The 17,553-nt window shown below is 68.5% G+C and carries 11 protein-coding genes and 1 pseudogene; 6 read left to right on the forward strand and 6 right to left on the reverse strand.

Annotated elements, in window-relative coordinates:
- Nucleotides 1-185: 185 nt before the first annotated feature.
- A complete protein-coding gene (locus JWQ05_RS08040; RefSeq protein WP_299657244.1) occupies nt 186-1,667 on the forward strand; it encodes a L,D-transpeptidase family protein in 1,482 nt (493 codons plus the stop codon).
- Nucleotides 1,668-1,755: 88 nt separating this feature from the next.
- Here JWQ05_RS08040 and JWQ05_RS08045 read toward each other — a convergent pair whose 3' ends face one another.
- From JWQ05_RS08045 to JWQ05_RS08055, 3 genes are all read right to left on the reverse strand, one after another.
- Complete coding sequence (locus JWQ05_RS08045; protein WP_299657247.1) at nt 1,756-2,001, reverse strand: hypothetical protein; 246 nt, start codon at nt 1,999-2,001, stop codon at nt 1,756-1,758.
- Nucleotides 2,002-2,136: 135 nt separating this feature from the next.
- On the reverse strand, nt 2,137-2,853 hold the full coding sequence (locus tag JWQ05_RS08050) for a PhoH family protein (RefSeq protein WP_299657250.1): 717 nt from the start codon (nt 2,851-2,853) through the stop codon (nt 2,137-2,139).
- 400 nt (nt 2,854-3,253) lie between these two features.
- Nucleotides 3,254-5,620 carry an ATP-dependent helicase gene (locus tag JWQ05_RS08055; protein WP_299657253.1) on the reverse strand — a complete coding sequence of 789 codons (2,367 nt, stop codon included), beginning with the start codon at nt 5,618-5,620 and terminating at the stop codon, nt 3,254-3,256.
- Nucleotides 5,621-5,809: 189 nt separating this feature from the next.
- Here JWQ05_RS08055 and JWQ05_RS08060 point away from each other — a divergent pair, with 189 nt between their 5' ends.
- On the forward strand, nt 5,810-6,052 hold the full coding sequence (locus JWQ05_RS08060) for a hypothetical protein (RefSeq protein WP_299657256.1): 243 nt from the start codon (nt 5,810-5,812) through the stop codon (nt 6,050-6,052).
- A 72-nt stretch (nt 6,053-6,124) separates the two neighbouring features.
- Here the strand turns inward: JWQ05_RS08060 and JWQ05_RS08065 are convergent, their stop codons facing one another.
- Together JWQ05_RS08065 and JWQ05_RS08070 are read right to left on the reverse strand one after the other, a co-directional pair.
- The gene (locus JWQ05_RS08065) at nt 6,125-8,218 is read right to left on the reverse strand and encodes a response regulator (protein WP_299657259.1); all 2,094 of its coding nucleotides are present in this window, start codon (nt 8,216-8,218) and stop codon (nt 6,125-6,127) included.
- Nucleotides 8,215-12,228, reverse strand: a pseudogene (locus tag JWQ05_RS08070) (response regulator); the annotation flags it as partial. The pseudogene JWQ05_RS08070 and the gene JWQ05_RS08065, both read right to left, overlap by 4 nt.
- A 791-nt stretch (nt 12,229-13,019) precedes the next feature.
- On the opposite strand from JWQ05_RS08070, the gene JWQ05_RS08075 reads away from it, so the two are divergent.
- Genes JWQ05_RS08075 through JWQ05_RS08090 form a run of 4 tightly spaced genes read left to right on the forward strand, consistent with a single transcriptional unit; the run spans nt 13,020 to nt 17,093 of the window.
- Nucleotides 13,020-13,487 (forward strand): hypothetical protein, encoded by a 468-nt coding sequence (locus JWQ05_RS08075; protein WP_299657262.1) that lies wholly within the window; start codon nt 13,020-13,022, stop codon nt 13,485-13,487.
- Nucleotides 13,488-13,502: 15 nt separating this feature from the next.
- Nucleotides 13,503-14,630: an HlyD family secretion protein gene (locus JWQ05_RS08080; RefSeq protein ID WP_366944571.1), complete on the forward strand. Its 1,128-nt coding sequence runs from the start codon at nt 13,503-13,505 to the stop codon at nt 14,628-14,630.
- Nucleotides 14,620-15,672, forward strand: coding sequence for a DUF2955 domain-containing protein (locus JWQ05_RS08085; protein WP_299657265.1), 1,053 nt, complete (start codon nt 14,620-14,622; stop codon nt 15,670-15,672). Before JWQ05_RS08080 ends, JWQ05_RS08085 begins: the two co-directional genes overlap by 11 nt.
- Nucleotides 15,669-17,093 carry a TAXI family TRAP transporter solute-binding subunit gene (locus tag JWQ05_RS08090; protein WP_299657268.1) on the forward strand — a complete coding sequence of 475 codons (1,425 nt, stop codon included), beginning with the start codon at nt 15,669-15,671 and terminating at the stop codon, nt 17,091-17,093. The genes JWQ05_RS08085 and JWQ05_RS08090 overlap by 4 nt, the downstream gene beginning before the upstream one ends.
- Here the strand turns inward: JWQ05_RS08090 and JWQ05_RS08095 are convergent.
- Nucleotides 17,030-17,506 carry a hypothetical protein gene (locus tag JWQ05_RS08095; protein ID WP_299657271.1) on the reverse strand — a complete coding sequence of 159 codons (477 nt, stop codon included), beginning with the start codon at nt 17,504-17,506 and terminating at the stop codon, nt 17,030-17,032. The genes JWQ05_RS08090 and JWQ05_RS08095 overlap by 64 nt on opposite strands.
- Between the last annotated feature and the right edge of the window lie 47 nt (nt 17,507-17,553).

Genomic DNA, 17,553 nt, shown 5'->3' on the forward strand with positions numbered 1-17,553 from the left:
GCCGTGAAGATTGGGGCAAGATCACGCCCGGCTCACCCATGATGCTCGCAATCCCCAAGGTGCACCGCCCCCACCTTGCTTCGCCTTGCGGTAACAAGCGGGTAAGTTTAACGACGCTAAAGGGTTGGGGAGTGGCGGCCAGCGGGCGAGATCCTGCGGCCGCGTGACTGAGGACGGGGTTCCCCATGGCTATGCGCCCGCTCGTGGCCGCCGGTTTCGCTGCGCTCGCACTCACGTTGGGCGCCTGCCAGGACGGCTCGACGGGCGGCGGCATCCCGCTTCGGGCCCTCGCGCCCGTCTCCCAGAAGACCCTGGCGCTGATGGCGCAGAAGGGCATGTCCCAGAACGACCCGATCCTCGTCCGCGCCTACAAGAAGGAAGCGGAGATGGAGGTCTGGAAGCGCGGCGCCAACGGCCAGTACGCGCTCCTCAAGACATTCCCGATCTGCCGCTGGTCGGGCCAGCTCGGCCCGAAGACCAAGCAGGGCGACCGCCAGGCGCCGGAAGGCTTCTACACGGTGACGCCGGGTCAGATGAACCCGAACTCGTCGTACTATCTCTCTTTCGATACCGGCTATCCGAACGCCTATGACCGGGCGAATGGACGGACGGGCAATTACATCATGGTGCACGGCACCTGCTCGTCCTCGGGCTGTTTTGCCATGACGGACGAATCGATGGGCGAGATCTACGCGCTCGCGCGCGATTCCTTCGCTGGTGGCCAGCGGGCCTTCCAGTTCCAGTCCTATCCCTTCCGGATGACGGCGGCGAACGTCGCCAAATTCCGCAACGATCCGAACGCTCCGTTCTGGAAGAACCTCAAGGAGGGTTCGGATTACTTCGAGGCTCTGCGCGAGGAGCCGCGCGTGGGCCTGTGCGGCACCAAGTACGTCTTCGGGGGAGCGGACGCGGCGGCCGGCTCCTGTAGCCCCAAGGTCGAGCCCCAAGTGGCCGAGAAGCGCGAGCGCGACAATCGCGAGATCGCCGAGTTGATCGCCAAGGGGACGCCCGCCACCCGTCTCGTCTACGACGACGGCAGCCAGAACCCGGTCTTCCGCGGGGCGCAGACCCCGTCGAGCACGCTGACCTTCGCGAGCCTCGGCAAACCGGAGCCCGAACTGCCAATCGACCCGAAGGACTACGCCCAGCACAAGCTGGGCGACGTCAGCCGCCCCGAGAGCCTCGCCGCCGAGCGCGAGATCGAGGTCGACGCCAAGGGCCGCCCGGTGATGATGGCCGCCGCCGCGCCGATCCCCACGAAGGCGGCGGCCGCCAACCTCGCCCGGAAGGGTGCCGCCCCGCCCGCCAAGCCCGAACCCATCGTCGCCGAACCGGCCAAGCCCGCCCGCGTGATGGTGGCCGATGCCGAGGGCGACCCGGCGGCCTACAGGAAGGTGCTGGGCAACCTGTTCAGCAACGGCACGCCCGCGACGCCTGCCGCCGATGCGGCGACGGCTCCGGTCGTGGCGACGGCGGAGGCGCCCAAGCCCGAGTTGAAGCTCGAGGCCAAGCACGCGCCCGCGAAGGTCGCGCATGCGACGCTGGCCTCCGCGAAGGCGAAGCCCGCGGGCGACGACAAGACGGTCGGCGACAAGGCCGCCAAGCCGGCCCAGAAGACCGCGGCGCCGTCGCCCAAGACCACGGGCTCGACAACGCCCAAGACCTGACGCCGACCTGTTTCCCCGAGCGGTTCGCGCCAAAGAAAAAGGGCCCCGCGAGGGACCCTTCTCCGAAAAACTCAGGCTTTCGGCCCGATCACATCCGGCGCATCATGCGACGGTGCATCATCTTGCGCTCCATGTGACGGTGCATCATCCGGCGCTCCATGCGGCGGTGCATCATCCGACGCTCCATGCGGCGCTCCATGCGCATCTGCACGGTGGACACGGTCTCGGGCGCGGTGACGCCCATCGGCGCGCCGGGCGCGGCCGAGGCGGAGGTGGCGAGGCTGGCACCGCCGAGCGAGGCGAGCACGGCGAAGGCTAGGGTCAGTTTCCTCACGTGAAGACTCCTGTTTTTCTTAGTCCCGAGCGCGGCACCCGGTTCGCCTCAAGAGCCGAGGGGCCCGAGAAACGTGTGTCGCGCACCGGAGTGAGCGGCGGACCCCGTTCCGGTCCGCCGCTGATAACACGCGAGTCAGAGATTCGTTTCCTCGAAAGCCCGCACCCATTCAGCACAAATTCCCGAGCGGACGATGTCGTCGAGGGTAAATTCTACCACTGGGATCGGCATCATCCGGCTCTTGATGAGGTGAATGACGGTGCGCAGGCCCGACGTCTCGCGCAGATCCGTCTGCGAGACGTCGCCGTTGATGATCACCTGGCAATCGTCTCCGATGCGGGTGAGGAACATCTTGATCTCGGCGGTGGTGGTGTTCTGCGCCTCGTCGAGGATCACGAGGCAGTTCTTGAAGGTGCGCCCGCGCATGACTTCGAAGGGCACGACCTCGATGTCGCCGGTCTTCACCGCGATCTCGAAGGCGGCCTCGCCCATGCGCTCCTTGATGGTCTCCGTGAGGGGAGCGACCCAGGGCGCGATCTTCTCTTCCAGGGTGCCGGGGAAGAAACCGAGCGAGCGGCCGGAGGGCACGTTGGGCCGCGTGATGATGACCTTGGCGATGCGGCGCTGGCGGAGCTGGTCGGCGGCGCGGGTCCCGGCGATGAAGGTCTTGCCGGTGCCGGCGGGGCCGAGCACGATCACCTGTTTGTGAAGGGCCAGGGCGTCGAGATACTGCGCCTGGCGTTCGGTGAGGGGCTGGATCGGACTGAGGATGCGTTCTTCGTCGAAGCGGGTCTTGTGCAGCCGGACCGGGCGGTCCTCAACGAGTTCAAGTCGTGCGCGGCGTCTCTTCATCGATCAACACTCCAACCGGACTTGCCAACCTGGATTTAATCTGAGCCTGACTTGCTGAACTTGCGTCGTGTCATTGTTTGACCAATCCCGTCCCGGCGATCCTTTCCATACTCGCCCGCTTTACAGCCAATCCGGCGACCGCCTCCAAGTTCCAGGGGGCGCCATCTCACCTGTGGATTCCCGTCGTGGCTCCACCTGACCACGAATTCCAGCGTTGCACGCACCATGCCGCGATCGCCGCGACAGGGGCGTGACAGCCACTATTCTTGTGAATGGTGTAAAAAGTCTGCGCCGATCCCGCAGTGCGGGATCGTGCGGGCCGATTGCCCGGCCCCGTGCCGGAGAAGACGCAGTCCGCATCGACGCCCGCCCCTCGCGCCTCCGTCCAGGACCCTGAGGATCAGGCTTCCTGGATGAAGCTGTCGAGCACCATCTTCCGGCCGGCTTTGTCGAAATCAACGGTGAGCTTGTTTCCGTCCACACCCACCACGGTGCCGGGGCCGAACTTCATGTGGAGCACCCGCATGTCGAGGCTGAAGGCGGAGGGGGCCCCGCTCGACTTGGCGATGAGCTCGCCCTCGATCTGGCGCGGCCCCCCGCGTCCCGACGGGGCGCGGTTGCCGACGCCGTAGCCGTTGGCGTTGCCGTTCTGCGCGGTGTTGGCCTGGGCCCGCTGCCAGCCCGGCGTGCCGTAGGACGAGCCGAAGGGGGTGGGATTGCGGTCGAAGCGCGAGGCCCCGGCCGAGAAGTGGGCGGGCGCGTCGAGGACGTCCACGCTGTCCTCGGGCAACTCGTCGATGAAGCGGCTCGGGATCGTGGAGGACCACAGGCCGTGGATGCGCCGGTTGACGGCGAACGACAGCTTGGCGCGCTTGCGGGCGCGGGTCAGCCCCACATGGGCGAGACGGCGCTCCTCCTCCAGGCCGGCGCGGCCGCTCTCGTCGAGCGCGCGCTGGTTGGGGAACAGGCCGTCCTCCCAGCCGGGCAGGAACACGGTGTCGAACTCCAGGCCCTTGGCGGCATGCAGCGTCATCAGCGAGACGCGGTCGGCCCCCTCCTGCTCGCTGGCTTCCATGACGAGCGAGACGTGTTCGAGGAAGGCGGCCAGATCCGGGAATTCCTCCATGGAGCGCACGAACTCCTTGAGGTTCTCGAGGCGCCCGGCGGCGTCGGCGGACTTATCCTTCTGCCACATCTCGGTGTAGCCGGATTCCTCCAGGATGGTCTGGGCCACCTCGGAATGCGGCTGTGTGCCGATCATCCGCGACCAGCGGGAAAAACTCTCGACCAGCGCCCGCACGCCCGAGCGGGCGCGGGGCTTGAGCTCGTCGGTCTCGACGACGAGGCGGGCCGCCTGCAGGAGCGGCACCCGCTCGGCGCGGGAATAGGCGTGCAGCGCCTGCAGCGTCGCATCGCCGAGGCCCCGCTTCGGGGTGTTGAAGATGCGCTCGAAGGCGAGGTCGTCGGCCGGGTTGGCGGTGACGCGCAGGTATGCCAGCGCGTCGCGGATCTCGGCCCGCTCGTAGAAGCGCGGACCGCCGATGACGCGGTAGGGCAGCCCGAGCTGGACAAAGCGATCCTCGATCTCGCGCATCTGCGCGGAGATGCGCACCAGCACGGCGATCTCGGACAAGGGGTGCTGCTTGGCCTGGAGGCTCTCGATGGCTTCGGCGAGCTGGCGCGCCTCTTCCTCGGAATCCCAGGCGCCCGAGACGGTCACCTTCTCGCCGGGCACGTCCTCGGTGCGCAGCGTCTTGCCGAGCCGGCCCTCGTTCTTGGCGATGAGGCCGGAGGCGGCGGCCAGGATATGGCCGGTGGAGCGGTAGTTGCGCTCGAGACGCACCACGACGGCGCCGGGGAAATCGTGCTCGAAGCGCAGGATGTTGTCGACCTCGGCCCCGCGCCAGCCGTAGATCGACTGGTCGTCGTCGCCCACGCAGGCCACGTTGCGGTGCCCCTGCGCCAGCAGGCGCAGCCAGAGGTACTGGGCGACGTTGGTGTCCTGGTACTCGTCCACCAGGATGTAGCGGAAGCGCTGCTGGTAGTTCTCCAGCACGTCGGGGTTCTCGCGCCAGAGCTTGAGGCAGAGCAGCAGCAGGTCGCCGAAATCGGCGGCGTTGAGCGTCAGCAGCCGGGCCTGGTAGGCGGAGTAGAGCGTGCCGCCCTTGCCGAAGGCGAAGGCCTGGGCCTCGCCCGGCGGCACCTGCTCGGGCAGGAGGCCCCGGTTCTTCCAGCCGTCGATGGCCGAGGACAGGGCGCGCGCCGGCCAACGCTTCTCGTCGATGTTCTGGTCGGCGATGACCTGCTTCATCAGGCGAAGCTGGTCGTCCATGCCGAGAATGGTGAAATCCGAGCGCAGGCCCACGAGTTCGGCGTGGCGGCGCAGGATCTTGGTGCCGATGGAATGGAAGGTGCCGAGCCAGGGCATGCCCTCGCCCGCCGGCCCGATGAGCCCGCCGATGCGGTGCTTCATCTCGCGGGCGGCCTTGTTGGTGAAGGTCACCGAAAGGATGTCGAAGGGCCGGGCCTTGCCCGTCGCGATGAGGTGGGCGATGCGCGTCGTCAGCACGCGGGTCTTGCCGGTGCCCGCGCCGGCGAGCACCAGGACTGGCCCGTCGGTCGCCTCCACGGCGCGGCGCTGATCGGGGTTCAGCCCTTCGAGATAGGACCCGCCCTGGGGCCGCAGGGCGGCCATGGCACGGGCGGCGATGGAGGTCGGGGCGGCGTCGGTGGCGAAGTGGCCGGCCGCGTCGGAGCGCTGGGTCATGGGCCCATCCCTGGACCAAAACGCGAACGGCGTCGAGGGTGGGCCGGGTCGCCGGAGCGATCGGGCGTCGCCGGCGCTCGGCGCCGGGCCGTCACCACAGGGTCGCATGGGCCAGGGCCTCGGGAACCCGCCTTCGCACCCGCGAGTCGTCTCGGCAGATCCCACACGTCATCGAACAAGGACGAATCCATGCGTGCCACCCTCCTCGCCGGCCTGGCGCTCCTCGCGGCGGGCCCGGCCCTCGCCCAGTCGCGCGGCGGGATCGACAGCCTTAACGCCACCAACGAGCGGCTCTCGAACCGCAGCGAGATCCGGGGCATCGAGCAGCGCCAGCAGTTCCAGAACAACCAGACGCGCATGGACATCCAGCGCAGCGACCTGTTCCGCCCGAGCGCCCCCTCCGCCCCGATCGTCGTTCCGGGACGCCGCTGAGACCACGCGCCCGGTCGCCGGCCGGTTCCGCGACGGGGTCACGGGCCCCGATACCGTCAGGCGCGACGTGGTTCAGGCCTCCAGCGCCAAGGTTGAAGTGTCCGAAGGGGGCGCCTCTGAATTCAGCAGGTGCGCCTGCAGTTTCGAGACGAGGTCCGCCGCGCGGTACGGCTTCTGCAGCAGATCGAAGGCGCTCGCATCCTGCTCCTCGCGCAGGAAGCCGGAGGTGAGGATCATCGGAATGTGGGGCCATCGCCGTCTCACGAGATGACCGAGTTCCAGACCCGTCAGGGACCCCGGCATGTTCACATCGCTGAACACGAGGGCGATCCCCGGTTTCTGGTCGAGGAGCGTGAGCGCCTCATCGCCGTTCCGGGCCGCGAAGACCTCGAAATCGAGCGCTTCCATGGCCGCGACCGTGGTCTGGCGCACGTCGTCGTCGTCCTCGACCACGAGGATCGTTCGACCGCCACCCTGCAGAGCTTCGGACATCTCGTCCGGATGCGGCGCCGCCCGGGTCCGGTCGTCGCGGTCCGCCGCCGGCAGCGCGAGGGTGATGCGGGTGCCCTGTCCCGGCACGCTCTCGGCGGAGATCGCGCCGCCGCTCTGCTGAACGAAGCCGTGCACCATGCTGAGGCCGAGCCCGGTGCCCTTGCCCGCCTCCTTGGTCGTGAAGAAGGGCTCGAAGACCCGGGCCAGGACGGAGGGCGGCATGCCCGTGCCCGTGTCGCAGACCGTGATCTCGACGAACCTGTCGGCCGCCTCGCCGCCCGCGGCGGCATGCGCCTGGGGGCGAACCGATATCGTCAGACGTCCACCCTCCGGCATGGCGTCGCGGGCATTGACCGCCAGGTTGATCAGGGCCGCCTCCAACTGCGCGTGGTCGACGCAGATGTCCGGCAGCGGCTCCTCCATCGAGAGGGACAGGCTGACCCGCTCGCCCAGGGTGCGTTTGAGCAGCTCGATCAGGCCGGGCATGAAGGCCGCGAAATCCAGGCCCACGGGTTGGAGGGGAGAGCGCCGCGAGAACGTCAGGAGCCGGCTCGTGAGTTCGGCGCAGCGCTGCGCGCCCTCGATGGCGTTCTGCACGCGCCGAAGGGCTTTCTCGTCGCCGCGAAGCGAGCCCTGCAGCAGGTCCAGGTTCCCGATGACGATGCTCAGCATGTTGTTGAAGTCGTGCGCGATGCCGCCGGTGAGACGGCCGACGGCCTCGAGCTTCGAGGCGTGGAGCAGGCTGAGTTCGAGTTCCTTGCGCTCCGTCACATCGAACCACATCCCGAAGAGCTCGGGCGGGCTGCCGTCGTCGGGATGGTTGACGACGATCTGATCGAGGATGTGCCGCTCGTCGCCATCGGCGTTGCGCCAGCGATATTCCAGCGAGACCGTGCCGGTCTCGGTGACGGCGCGGAGCGCGGCGAGAACCGGGTCCCTGTCCTGCGCATTCAACTGCGATTGCCAGAAACCCGCCCCCCCGAACGCGTCACGGGGGAAACCGGTGATCCGCTCGATGTTGTCGCTGGTGAAGTTCAGGCAGCGGTCCGTTTCCCCGAGGGGCGCGGTGTAGAGGGCGATCGGAAGGCTGCGCAGCACGGCGGCCTGATGCTGCTCGCCCCTGCGCAGGGCCCGCTCGGCTTCGAGCTTCTCGCCCCGAACGCGCAGGTTCTCGAGGAGCAACTGCTTTTCGGCCGCCGCCTTCCGCCGGATTTCCTCGGTCTTGCGGTAGAGCTCGACGAAGACGCCGACCTTCGATTTCAGGACCAGGGGCTGAATCGGCTTGAAGACGTAGTCGACGGCGCCGGCCGAGTAGCCGCGGAAGATGTGGATGTCGTCCTTGTTGTGGGCCGTCAGGAACAGGATCGGGACCTGCGAGCTCCGGGGGCGGCTCCGGATCAGGGAGGCGACCTCGTAGCCGTCCATGCGGGGCATCTGCACATCGAGCAGGATCAGCGCGAAGTCGTCGCGCAGGGTCCGGCGCAGGGCTTCCTCCGGCGAGTCCACCAGGACGAGGTCGAGGCCGGGCTCGTCGAGCACCTCCGAGGCGGCGAGCAGGTTTCGCCGATCGTCGTCGACGATCAGGATCTTGGCGCGGATCACCGGATCCCCGGTTTCCGCCACGACGCCCGGACCATCCGGCCCCGGCGCGACGAGGGTCGAGAGCTCGCTCATGGGGAAGAGCCCGCCACCGGAGCCGTGCCCGCCGCCGGAGCCGCGCCGTTCACGCCATGCGCGTCCCGATCCGCCGCGATGCTGCGCCGGTCGAGCTGAACGCGCAGGACCGCGAGAAGCTGGTCCATGTCGATGGGCTTCGAGACGTAATCCGAGGCCCCGGCCTCCAGGCACTTCTCGCGATCGCCCTTCATCGCCTTGGCGGTGACGGCGATCAGCGGCAGCGACCGGAAGGCGTGGTGGCTGCGCACCGCCCGCATGGTCTCGTAGCCGTCCATGCCCGGCATCATGATGTCGACCAGCATCGCGTCGACGGTGGGATTGGCCTTCAGGAGCTCGATGCCGTCGCGGCCGTTCTCGGCGAACAGCACCGTCAGCCCGTATTCCTCGAGGGCGCTGGTGAGCGAGAAGATGTTGCGCAGGTCGTCGTCGACGAGGATGACGCGGCAGCCCTGGAGCGAGGCGGGCTCCCGGCGCTCGACCACGATCCGGTCGTCGGCGGGCGCGTTGCCGATGGCGCGGTGCAGGAACAGCGCCGTCTCGTCCAGGAGCCGCTCCGACGAGAGGGAGTCCTTGAGGATGACGGTCGAGGCGGTCTGCTTGAGCTGGTGCTCCTCCGCCGCCGTGAGTTCGCGCCCCGTGTAGACGATGATCGGCAACTCCTCGCCGCCCGGTGCCGCCCGGATCTGCTGGATGAGGTCGGCCCCGTGCATGTCGGGCAGGCCGAGATCGACGATGGCGCAGTCGAAGCGCCCGCCCTCCACCGCCTCGAGGGCCGCCGCCCCGGTGCCGACGCCGAAGACCTGCACGTCCTCCATCCCGAGCAGGGCCGTGATCCCGGCGCGCTGGTTCTCGTCGTCCTCGACGAGGAGGAGGTTGCGGACCGGGCGGGTGATGAACTCCTTCGAGCGCTCCAGGGCCTTCAACAAGCCCTCGCGATCGACGGGTTTTTCCAGGAATCCGAAGGCGCCGGCCTTGAGCCCGCGCTTCTTCTCGTCGTTGACGGAGATGACGTGGATGGGGATGTGCCGCGTGCGCGGATCGTTCTTCAGGAGGTCGAGCAGGGCCCAGCCGTCCATGTCGGGCAACCCGATGTCGAGCGTGATGGCGTTGGGCTTGTAGCGGTGCGCCAGCGCGAGCGCCCCGGCGCCGTCCTGCGCGATCAGCCCCTTGAAGCCGCGCTCGCGGGCGAGTTCCAGGAGAACGGAGGCGAACATGGCGTCGTCCTCCACGATCAGGACCGTGTGATCCCCCGGGTGGATGACGTGGCGGTCGTCCGCCGAGGCCGAGAGCGCCATGGCGGTGGAGGGCTGGCGGTTGTGCGGGGGCGGCGCGCCCTGGCTCTCGGCGAGGTCGGCGGGGGCGTTCGTACCCGCATGCACCGGGGGCTCGTAGGGCAGGAACAGCGTGAAGGTGCTGCCCTGTCCGGGGTGGCTCTCGAGGACGATCTCACCGCCCAGCAGGCGCGCGATCTCGCGGCTGATCGCCAGGCCCAGGCCTGTCCCGCCATACTTGCGGCTGGTGGTGCCATCCGCCTGCTGGAACGCCTCGAACACGATGCGCTGCTTGTCCTCCGGGATGCCGATCCCCGTATCCTTGACGCAGAACGCCATCCACTGGCTGCCGGTTCGCAGCGGCGAGCCTTCCGCCGACCCGATCTGCAGCGTCACGCTGCCGGTCTCGGTGAACTTGAAGGCGTTCGAGAGGAGGTTGCGCAGCACCTGCTGCAGGCGCTTGGAATCGGTGCGCACCGCCGCCGGCAGGCCCGGCATGACCTCGATGGTGAAGCCGAGCCGGCGCTCCTCGGCGACCTGCCGGAAGGTGCGGTCGAGGTGGTCGACCATGTCCTGCAGGGCGACGTTGCCGAGTTCCAGCGACACGGTTCCGGACTCGATCTTGGACAGGTCGAGGATGTCGTTGATGAGCGACAGGAGGTCCGAGCCGGCCGCGTTGATGGTCTTGGCGAATTCCCGCTGCTTGTCGCTCAGGTTCCCGTCCTTGTTCTCGGACAGGAGCTTCGACAGGATCAGCAGGCTGTTGAGCGGCGTGCGCAGCTCGTGGCTCATGTTGGCCAGGAACTGCGACTTGTAGCGCGAGGTGAGCGAGAGCTGCTCGGCCTTCTCCTCCAGGGCCGTCTTGGCGATGGAGACCTCGCGGTTCTTGCCCTCGACCTCCTTCTTCTGGATCTCGAGGAGGCGTGCCTTTTCCTCCAGCTCCTCGTTCGTCGTCTGCAGGCGCTCGCGCTGGTTCTTGAGCATGTCCTCGGATTGCTGAAGCGAGGCGGCCTGCAATTCGAGGCGGTCGTTCGTCTTCTTGAGTTCCTCCTGCCGGCTCTGCAGCTCGCCGGTGAGCAGCTGCGACTGCTTGAGCAGGCCCTCGGTCTGCATGTTGGCGGCGATCGTGTTGAGCACGATGCCGATCGATTCCGTGAGCTGGTCCAGGAACGATTGGTGGGTCTCGCTGAAGCGGCTGAACGAGGCGAGCTCGATCACCGCCTTGACCTCCTGCTCGAACAGGACGGGCAGCACGATGATGTTGAGGGGAGCGGCTTCGCCGAGGGCGGAGCCGATGGTGATGTAGTCGCCCGGCACGTTGGTGAGCAGGATGCGCTTCTTCTCGAAGGCGCATTGCCCGACGAGGCCCTGGCGCATGCGGTAGCGGTTCGAGAGGTTCTTGCGCTCGGTGAAGGCGTAGCTCGCCATCAGATCGAGCACGGGCTCGCCCGCGTCGGCCTCCACCATGTAGAAGACGCCGCGCTGCGCGTTCACCAGCGATGCGATCTCGGACAGGATCAGGTTCGAGACCGTGGCGAGGTCGCGCTCGCCCTGCAGCATCCGGGTGAACTTCGCCAGGTTCGTCTTCAGCCAATCCTGCTCCGCGTTCTTCAGGGTCGTATCCCGAAGGTTGCGGATCATCTCGTTGATGTTGTCCTTCAGGGAGGCCACCTCGCCCGAGGCCTCCACCGAGATCGAGCGGGCGAGGTCGCCCTTGGTCACCGCGGTCGCCACCTCGGCGATGGCGCGCACCTGGGTCGTCAGGTTCGCCGCGAGCTGGTTGACGTTGTCGGTCAGGTCCCGCCACAGGCCGGCGGCCCCCGGCACCCGGGCCTGCCCGCCGAGCTTGCCCTCGACGCCGACCTCGCGCGCGACGTTGGTGACCTGGTCCGCGAAGATCGCCAGGGTCTCGATCATCTTGTTGACCGTATCGGCGAGGGCCGCGATCTCGCCCTTGGCGTCCACCGAGAGCTTGCGCTTGAGGTCGCCTTGAGCCACCGCCGTCACCACGTCCGCGATGCCGCGGACCTGGCCCGTGAGGTTGGCCGCCATCATGTTCACGTTGTCGGTGAGGTCCTTCCAAGTGCCCCCGACGCCGCGCACCTGGGCCTGGCCGCCGAGCTTGCCTTCAGACCCCACCTCGCGGGCGACGCGGGTCACCTCCGAGGCGAAGGAGTTGAGCTGGTCCACCATCGTGTTGATCGTCAGCTTCAGGGCGAGGATCTCGCCCTTCACGTCCACGGTGATCTTCTTCGAGAGGTCGCCCCGGGCGACGGCGGTGGTCACCTCGGCGATGTTGCGGACCTGCCCCGTGAGGTTGGCCGCCATCAGGTTGACGTTGTCGGTGAGGTCCTTCCAGGTGCCGCCGACCCCCTTCACCTGCGCCTGGCCGCCGAGCTTGCCCTCCGAGCCGACCTCGCGGGCGACGCGGGTCACCTCGGAGGCGAAGGAGTTGAGCTGGTCCACCATCGTGTTGACCACCTTGCCGATGCGCAGGAACTCACCCCGGAGCGGGCGGCCCTCGATCTCGATCTGCATGGTCTGACTGAGGTCGCCCTTGGCCACGGCCCCGATCACGCGCGCGACTTCCGTGGTCGGCTGCACGAGATCGCCGATCATCGCGTTGACCGAGTCCACGCAATCGTTCCAGCCGCCGGTTGCCGCCGGCAGCTTGCCGCGCTCCCCGATGCGGCCGTCCTTGCCGACGGCGCGCGCGACCCGGTCGAGTTCGCGCGCCAGCCCCTGGTTCAGCTCGACGATGTCGTTGAAGGCTTCGGCGATCTCACCGTCGATGCCGGTCAGGTCGAGGGGCAGGCGGGCCGCGAAGTCCCCCCGGCGGAAGGCCCGCAGGCTTTTCAGGAGGAGCTTCGGCTCAAGCTGCGACGAGGACGGCGTCATTCGGACATACCTTCGGCAGGAAGCTCTGGCCTGGCGGCCCGACCATCGGAGTGAAAGTTCGGAGACGGGAAGAGAACGCGAGACGTCGAGGAAAGGCGGGTACGGGTTTCAGGTTGAACGGCGGCTTAATCGCTGGCGTTGACAAAAGCGAACGGTTTTCAGGGTACAGGGAAAACGCAATCCTACTGTACGGTTTCTTGCTTACAAGCGTTTGCGCCGCCAGATCATAATTCTACCTACGGTGATACTCGACGACACCGACCGACGATCGACAACTTCTGCGCACATGCCGAACGCCCCATGGCCTTGCCCGTTGCGGTCGGCCAATGGCCGGGGGTGTCGCGGCCGGAGCATCGGCATCGACCGGCGGGCGGAGTGACGGCCCGGCTCGGCCCGATCTCACCGCGCCCGGCCGGCGCGTGTCTCCATTCAGAAGCGGAGGTCGGGCACACGAGTATTCGGAAAACCCGCGACAGTGCTTCTGATACGCGAAAGCACTAGACTCTGGCGTCTCGCCATCCAATTCAATCCTTCGCTTCGACGCGATTGATAGCACCACCTTCGACTTTGCTCGAATATTCGTGTAGCGTCTGAGCATCAGGTGATTCACTGATGCCCGGGAGTCGCGCATGGCCATGGCAGCGCAGATCGACACACTCCTGCCGCTCTCGGCCGTCGCGCCGTCGAACAATCAGCGATTGTTCCTGCGATATTTCACGGCGATCCTGATCGACCTCGTCGTGCTGAACCTGTTCGTCGAATATTCCGGGAAAGTCTTCATCGAGTCGTTCACGATTTCCCTGCTGGCCGCCATCCTGCTGCAGGTCCTGCTGAAGCTTACGATCGTCGTCGAGCATTGGGTCGCCGATTTCTTCAATGCGAGATCCGGCGCCGTCATGAAATTTTCGCGCTTCTTCTTCGCCTGGCTGGTCCTGTTCGGCTCCAAGTTCGTGATCCTGGAGGCTCTGACGGTCGTGTTCGGCAGCAGCGTTCGTTTCGAGGGCGCCTTCCACGGAATGGTGACGCTGATCGTGGTCGTCGTGACGATGCTCGTCGCCGAGGAGGCGATCGTGCGGCTCTATCGGAAGCTCAACTGAAAGATCGCTCCAGCCATGGCCCGGATGTCAGCGGATCGCGAGGGCGACGGCTCCGTGCCGGACTTTCCCGCGCAGCGGCAAAGCCCCGCGAAGAACCCGGTGCGCCGCGTCACCCTGGCGGTCGTGGCGCTGGGCGCGGTCCTCTTCGCCTACGGCATCGCCGGTGACCGCGAGACACCCTACACCGCGCAGGGCCTGGTCCAGGCCTATCTCGTGCGGATCGCCCCGGAGGTCGCCGGCAAGGTCACCGAGGTCGGCGTGCGCACCGACCAGCGCGTGAATGCCGGCACGGTCCTGTTCCGCATCGATCCGGATGCCTATGCGCTCGCCGTGCGCCGCGCCGAAGCGAAGCTCGAAGCCGCCGGGCAATCGATCGGTGCCTCGACGGCCGCCGTCGCCTCGGCCCAGGCCAAGCTCGCCGACGCGGTCTCGAAGCGCGAGAACGCGCGCGAGCAGACGGGGCGCATCTTCGAGCTCGTCAGGAAGGGCGTCTACGCCCAGGCCCGCCAGCAGCAGGCGCAGACGACCCTCGACTCCGCCGAGGCGGGCGTGTCCCAGGCGCAGGCCGAGGTCGAGAAGGCCCAGCAGACCCTCGGGCCGCAGGGCCAGGACAATCCTCAGATCCGCGAGGCCCTGGGCGCGCTGGAACAGGCCAATCTCGACCTCACGCGCACGGCGGTCGTCGCCCCGTCCGACGGCGGCGTCACCAATCTCTCGCTGGCGGTCGGCCAGGTGCTCGGCAAGGGCGAGGCCGCCATGACCTATATCGACCTGCGCGAGGTCTGGATCGAGGCGGCGTTCCGCGAGAACAGCCTGGAGGCGATCGCGGTGGGCAATCCCGTCGAGATCGTCCTCGACATCCTGCCGGGACGGGTGATCCCGGGGCGCGTCGCGGCCCTCGGCTACGGCGTCGGGAACCGCAGCGTCGATGCCCGCACGGGCCTGCCCAGCCCGCGCGCCCAGAGCGGCTGGATCTGGACGCCGCAAGCCATGCCGGTGCGGATCGAGTTCGACCGGGAGACCCGCCCCCTGCGCGTCGGCTCCCAGGCGAGCGTGATGGTCTATCCCCACGACAGCCCCGTGATGAACGCCATCGGGCGGTTCCGCATGCGGCTCGTGGCGCTCCTGACCTATGTCCACTGATCCCGCCCGTGACGTCGGGCCTGCCGGGGCACGCCGCGCCGCCCTTCGCCTCGCCTTCGGCGCCACCGCCTGCTTCGGCCTCGTCGAGGCGCGCGGCTGGGATGCGACCTTCCTGGTGCCCCTGCTGACCGCGCAGATGCTCGTCAAGCTCCGCCAGCCGCCGACGCTTCGCCAGGGCGTCGGCCTCCTCGTCGCGATCGCGCTGTCGACGGGGTTGGTCCTCGCGGTCACGGCCTCCTTCATCGGCCATCCCGCCGTCCTGATCCTCGCGCTGGCGCTCCTGCTCTACCTGTCGTTCTACGCGCATCGCAGGGCTGCGCCGGACCTCGTGACGCTCCTGATCCAGATCGCGGCGGTGTCCCTGCCGGTCCTCGCCGTCGCCGCGCCGGACGCGGCCACGGGCTTTGCCGCGACGCTCTTGTGCGCGGGGACCGTGGCGCTGCTCACCGTCTGGCTCGCCTTCGCGGCATTTCCGGGCGGCGGCCCCGAATCCGGTGCGCCGCCGATCGGCGCCTCGGCCCCGCCTGACGCGGCACGTGGGGCGCTCCTCGACACCCTCGTTCTGCTGCCGGTCCTGACCGGGTTCATCCTCGTCGCCACGGAACTCGCGGTCGTCGTGCTGATCGTGATCGTGACGCTACTCCGGCAGCACGATCCCGAGACGGGGCGGCGCGCGGCACTGGGGCTGATCCTGGGCAACCTGATCGGCGGCGTGGCGGCGGCCGTCGCCTACGACCTGATCCTGATGAACGACACGCTGCCGTTCTTCGTCCTCGTCTGCCTCGCCGCCACGCTGATGTTCGCGGGCCGCATCGCGGGCGCCGGTGCGCGGGCGCCGGTCAACGCGATCGCGCTGGCGACCTTCATCCTCCTGCTGGGGCTCGGGATGTCGCCGTTGCCGGGCGGCAGCGGGGAGGCCTTCGCGGCGCGGCTCGTCAACGTCCTGATGGCGTCGGCCTATGCCATCGGGGCGGTCTCGCTCCTGGGGAGCCGGCGCGGCGGATCGCTCCGCCTGACGCCGGGCAGGACGAGGGCGCCGTGAGGCGGGTGCTCAAGATCGCCGCGGCGCTCGGCGCCCTCTTCCTCGCGGCGGCGGCGGGGGCCTCCCTGCTGACGCGCTATCCGGACTTGATCTCCGCCCGGTACAGCCTGACCCTCGCCACCGGCCCGGTGGGCAGCGACGGACAGAAGGTGCTCGCCGCACTCATCCGCGACCTGTCCGCCGAGCATCCGCTGGTGCGCCTCGTGCCCGTGCCGACGGACAGCCTGGCCGAGGGCGCCAGATCCCTCAGGGAGGGCCGCGTCGACCTGGCGGTGGTGCGCAGCGACGACGCGGCGGCCGCGCACGGCCGAACGGTCTTCGTGCTGCTGCGGGACGCCGTCGCGGTCATCCTGCCGCCGGAGGCGAAGATCAAAGGCGTCAGCGAACTCGCCGGCAAAAGGCTCGCCGTGGCGACGGGCGCCGATCCCGGCCTGCTCAAGGCTCTCACGGACTTCTACGGGCTGCGCGCGGCCGACCTCCTCGCGATGCCGCCCGCGGAATTCGGACCCGCCTTGAGGGCGCGGCGCGTCGTCGCCGCGATCGTCAGCGGCCCCCTCGGCCCGGGGGCGATCCCGGACGCCTTCGCGGGCATCCGCAGGAGCCTCAAGGCCAAGCCGTCCTACCTCGACATCGCCGAGGCGGACGCCGTCGCCGCCCGCTGGCCCGCCTATGAATCGGTCGAGATCAAGCAGGGCACCTTCGGGGGCACGCCGACCGAGCCGACGGAAACCATCAACACCGTCGCGGTCCGGATCCTGCTCGTCTCCCGGCCCGGGTTGCCGGACCGCGTGGCCGGCGAACTCACGCGGCTCCTCTCGACCACGAAGGCGAAGCTCGTCACCACGCTGCCGGCGGCGGCCCAGATGGAGGCGCCCGACACCGAGCGGTCCGCGCTGCTCCCCGTCCATCCCGGGACGCTGGCCTACCTGAACGGCGAGCAGGAAAGCCTCCTGGACCAGACGGTCAACGTCTACTGGCTCGCCGTCATGGTCTTTGCCATCCTCGCGCCCCTCGTGGGTTGGATCGCGTCGCGGCGCCGGCGGCGGCGCAGCCACGAGGAAGGCGCGACGCTGCGCCGGGTGGTGGAATTGGTCCGGCTGGCCAAGGTCGGCACCGGCGCGCAGCTCGCCGCCGCCGACGCGGAGTTCGAAGCCATCACGGAGTGGCTGTTCGAGCGGCTCGCGGCGGGCGAGATCGAGCGCGACCACTTCCGGTTCATCGAGCGGATCGTCGCGCAGGCGCGTGCCACCATCGCCCGGCGCCTCGGCGATCCGGCCGCGACCGAGGCGACACCGAAGGCCACTTCCAAACCGCGGCTCGTCGAGGCCGAAGCGACGGCCCCGCTCGGCCCGGCGGATCACCGGCCCTCGCCCGGCGCGTCCTCGATGGCCTTGCCCAGCCGCTCCAGTTCCAGCGAGTAGCAGAACAGCGAGAACAGGACCGCGAGGATCGCGATTCCCTTGGCCGCGGCCTGGCCGAATGGCGGCAGCGCCCCGAGCTCGGGCACATGCCGGAAGAAGACCAGCGAGAAGAACGCGCCGCCGAAGAAGAAGCTCGCGCGGCTGGAGAACAGGAGCAGGTGCCCGACGAGGATGTTCCGGAACGGCGCGGAGATCGGGACGCACCGAAGCCTCACCCAGTAGCAGGCTTGCAGGACGACGACGCTGCCGACGAGGATCGCGAGACGCCGGGGCTCGAGCTCCTGCGGCTCGCCGAGGCGAGAGACCATTCGCCGGAAAACCGGCAGGATCATCCAGAGCAGGCAGGAGGCCGCGGCGGTCTGGAGGGCGAGAAGCCCCCCATAGGCGGCCGCCAATCGTGGCGATTGACCCATGCAGCCCCTCCCCGAACGGGCCGCCACCAGGCGGGCGCGACGCACAG

Origin of the sequence: Methylobacterium sp., from assembly GCF_028290105.1 — a bacterium.
In the GTDB taxonomy this organism is placed as follows: Bacteria; Pseudomonadota; Alphaproteobacteria; order Rhizobiales; family Beijerinckiaceae; genus Methylobacterium.

Bases quoted from the DNA above. Each gene is read 5' to 3' on its own strand.
- JWQ05_RS08050 (WP_299657250.1), bottom strand. From the start codon at position 2,853: ATGAAGAGACGCCGCGCACGACTTGAACTCGTTGAGGACCGCCCGGTC.
- JWQ05_RS08080 (WP_366944571.1), top strand. From the start codon at position 13,503: ATGGCCCGGATGTCAGCGGATCGCGAGGGCGACGGCTCCGTGCCGGAC.
- JWQ05_RS08075 (WP_299657262.1), top strand. From the start codon at position 13,020: ATGGCCATGGCAGCGCAGATCGACACACTCCTGCCGCTCTCGGCCGTC.
- JWQ05_RS08060 (WP_299657256.1), top strand. From the start codon at position 5,810: ATGCGTGCCACCCTCCTCGCCGGCCTGGCGCTCCTCGCGGCGGGCCCG.
- JWQ05_RS08040 (WP_299657244.1), top strand. From the start codon at position 186: ATGGCTATGCGCCCGCTCGTGGCCGCCGGTTTCGCTGCGCTCGCACTC.
- JWQ05_RS08085 (WP_299657265.1), top strand. From the start codon at position 14,620: ATGTCCACTGATCCCGCCCGTGACGTCGGGCCTGCCGGGGCACGCCGC.
- JWQ05_RS08055 (WP_299657253.1), bottom strand. From the start codon at position 5,620: ATGACCCAGCGCTCCGACGCGGCCGGCCACTTCGCCACCGACGCCGCC.
- JWQ05_RS08065 (WP_299657259.1), bottom strand. From the start codon at position 8,218: ATGAGCGAGCTCTCGACCCTCGTCGCGCCGGGGCCGGATGGTCCGGGC.
- JWQ05_RS08095 (WP_299657271.1), bottom strand. From the start codon at position 17,506: ATGGGTCAATCGCCACGATTGGCGGCCGCCTATGGGGGGCTTCTCGCC.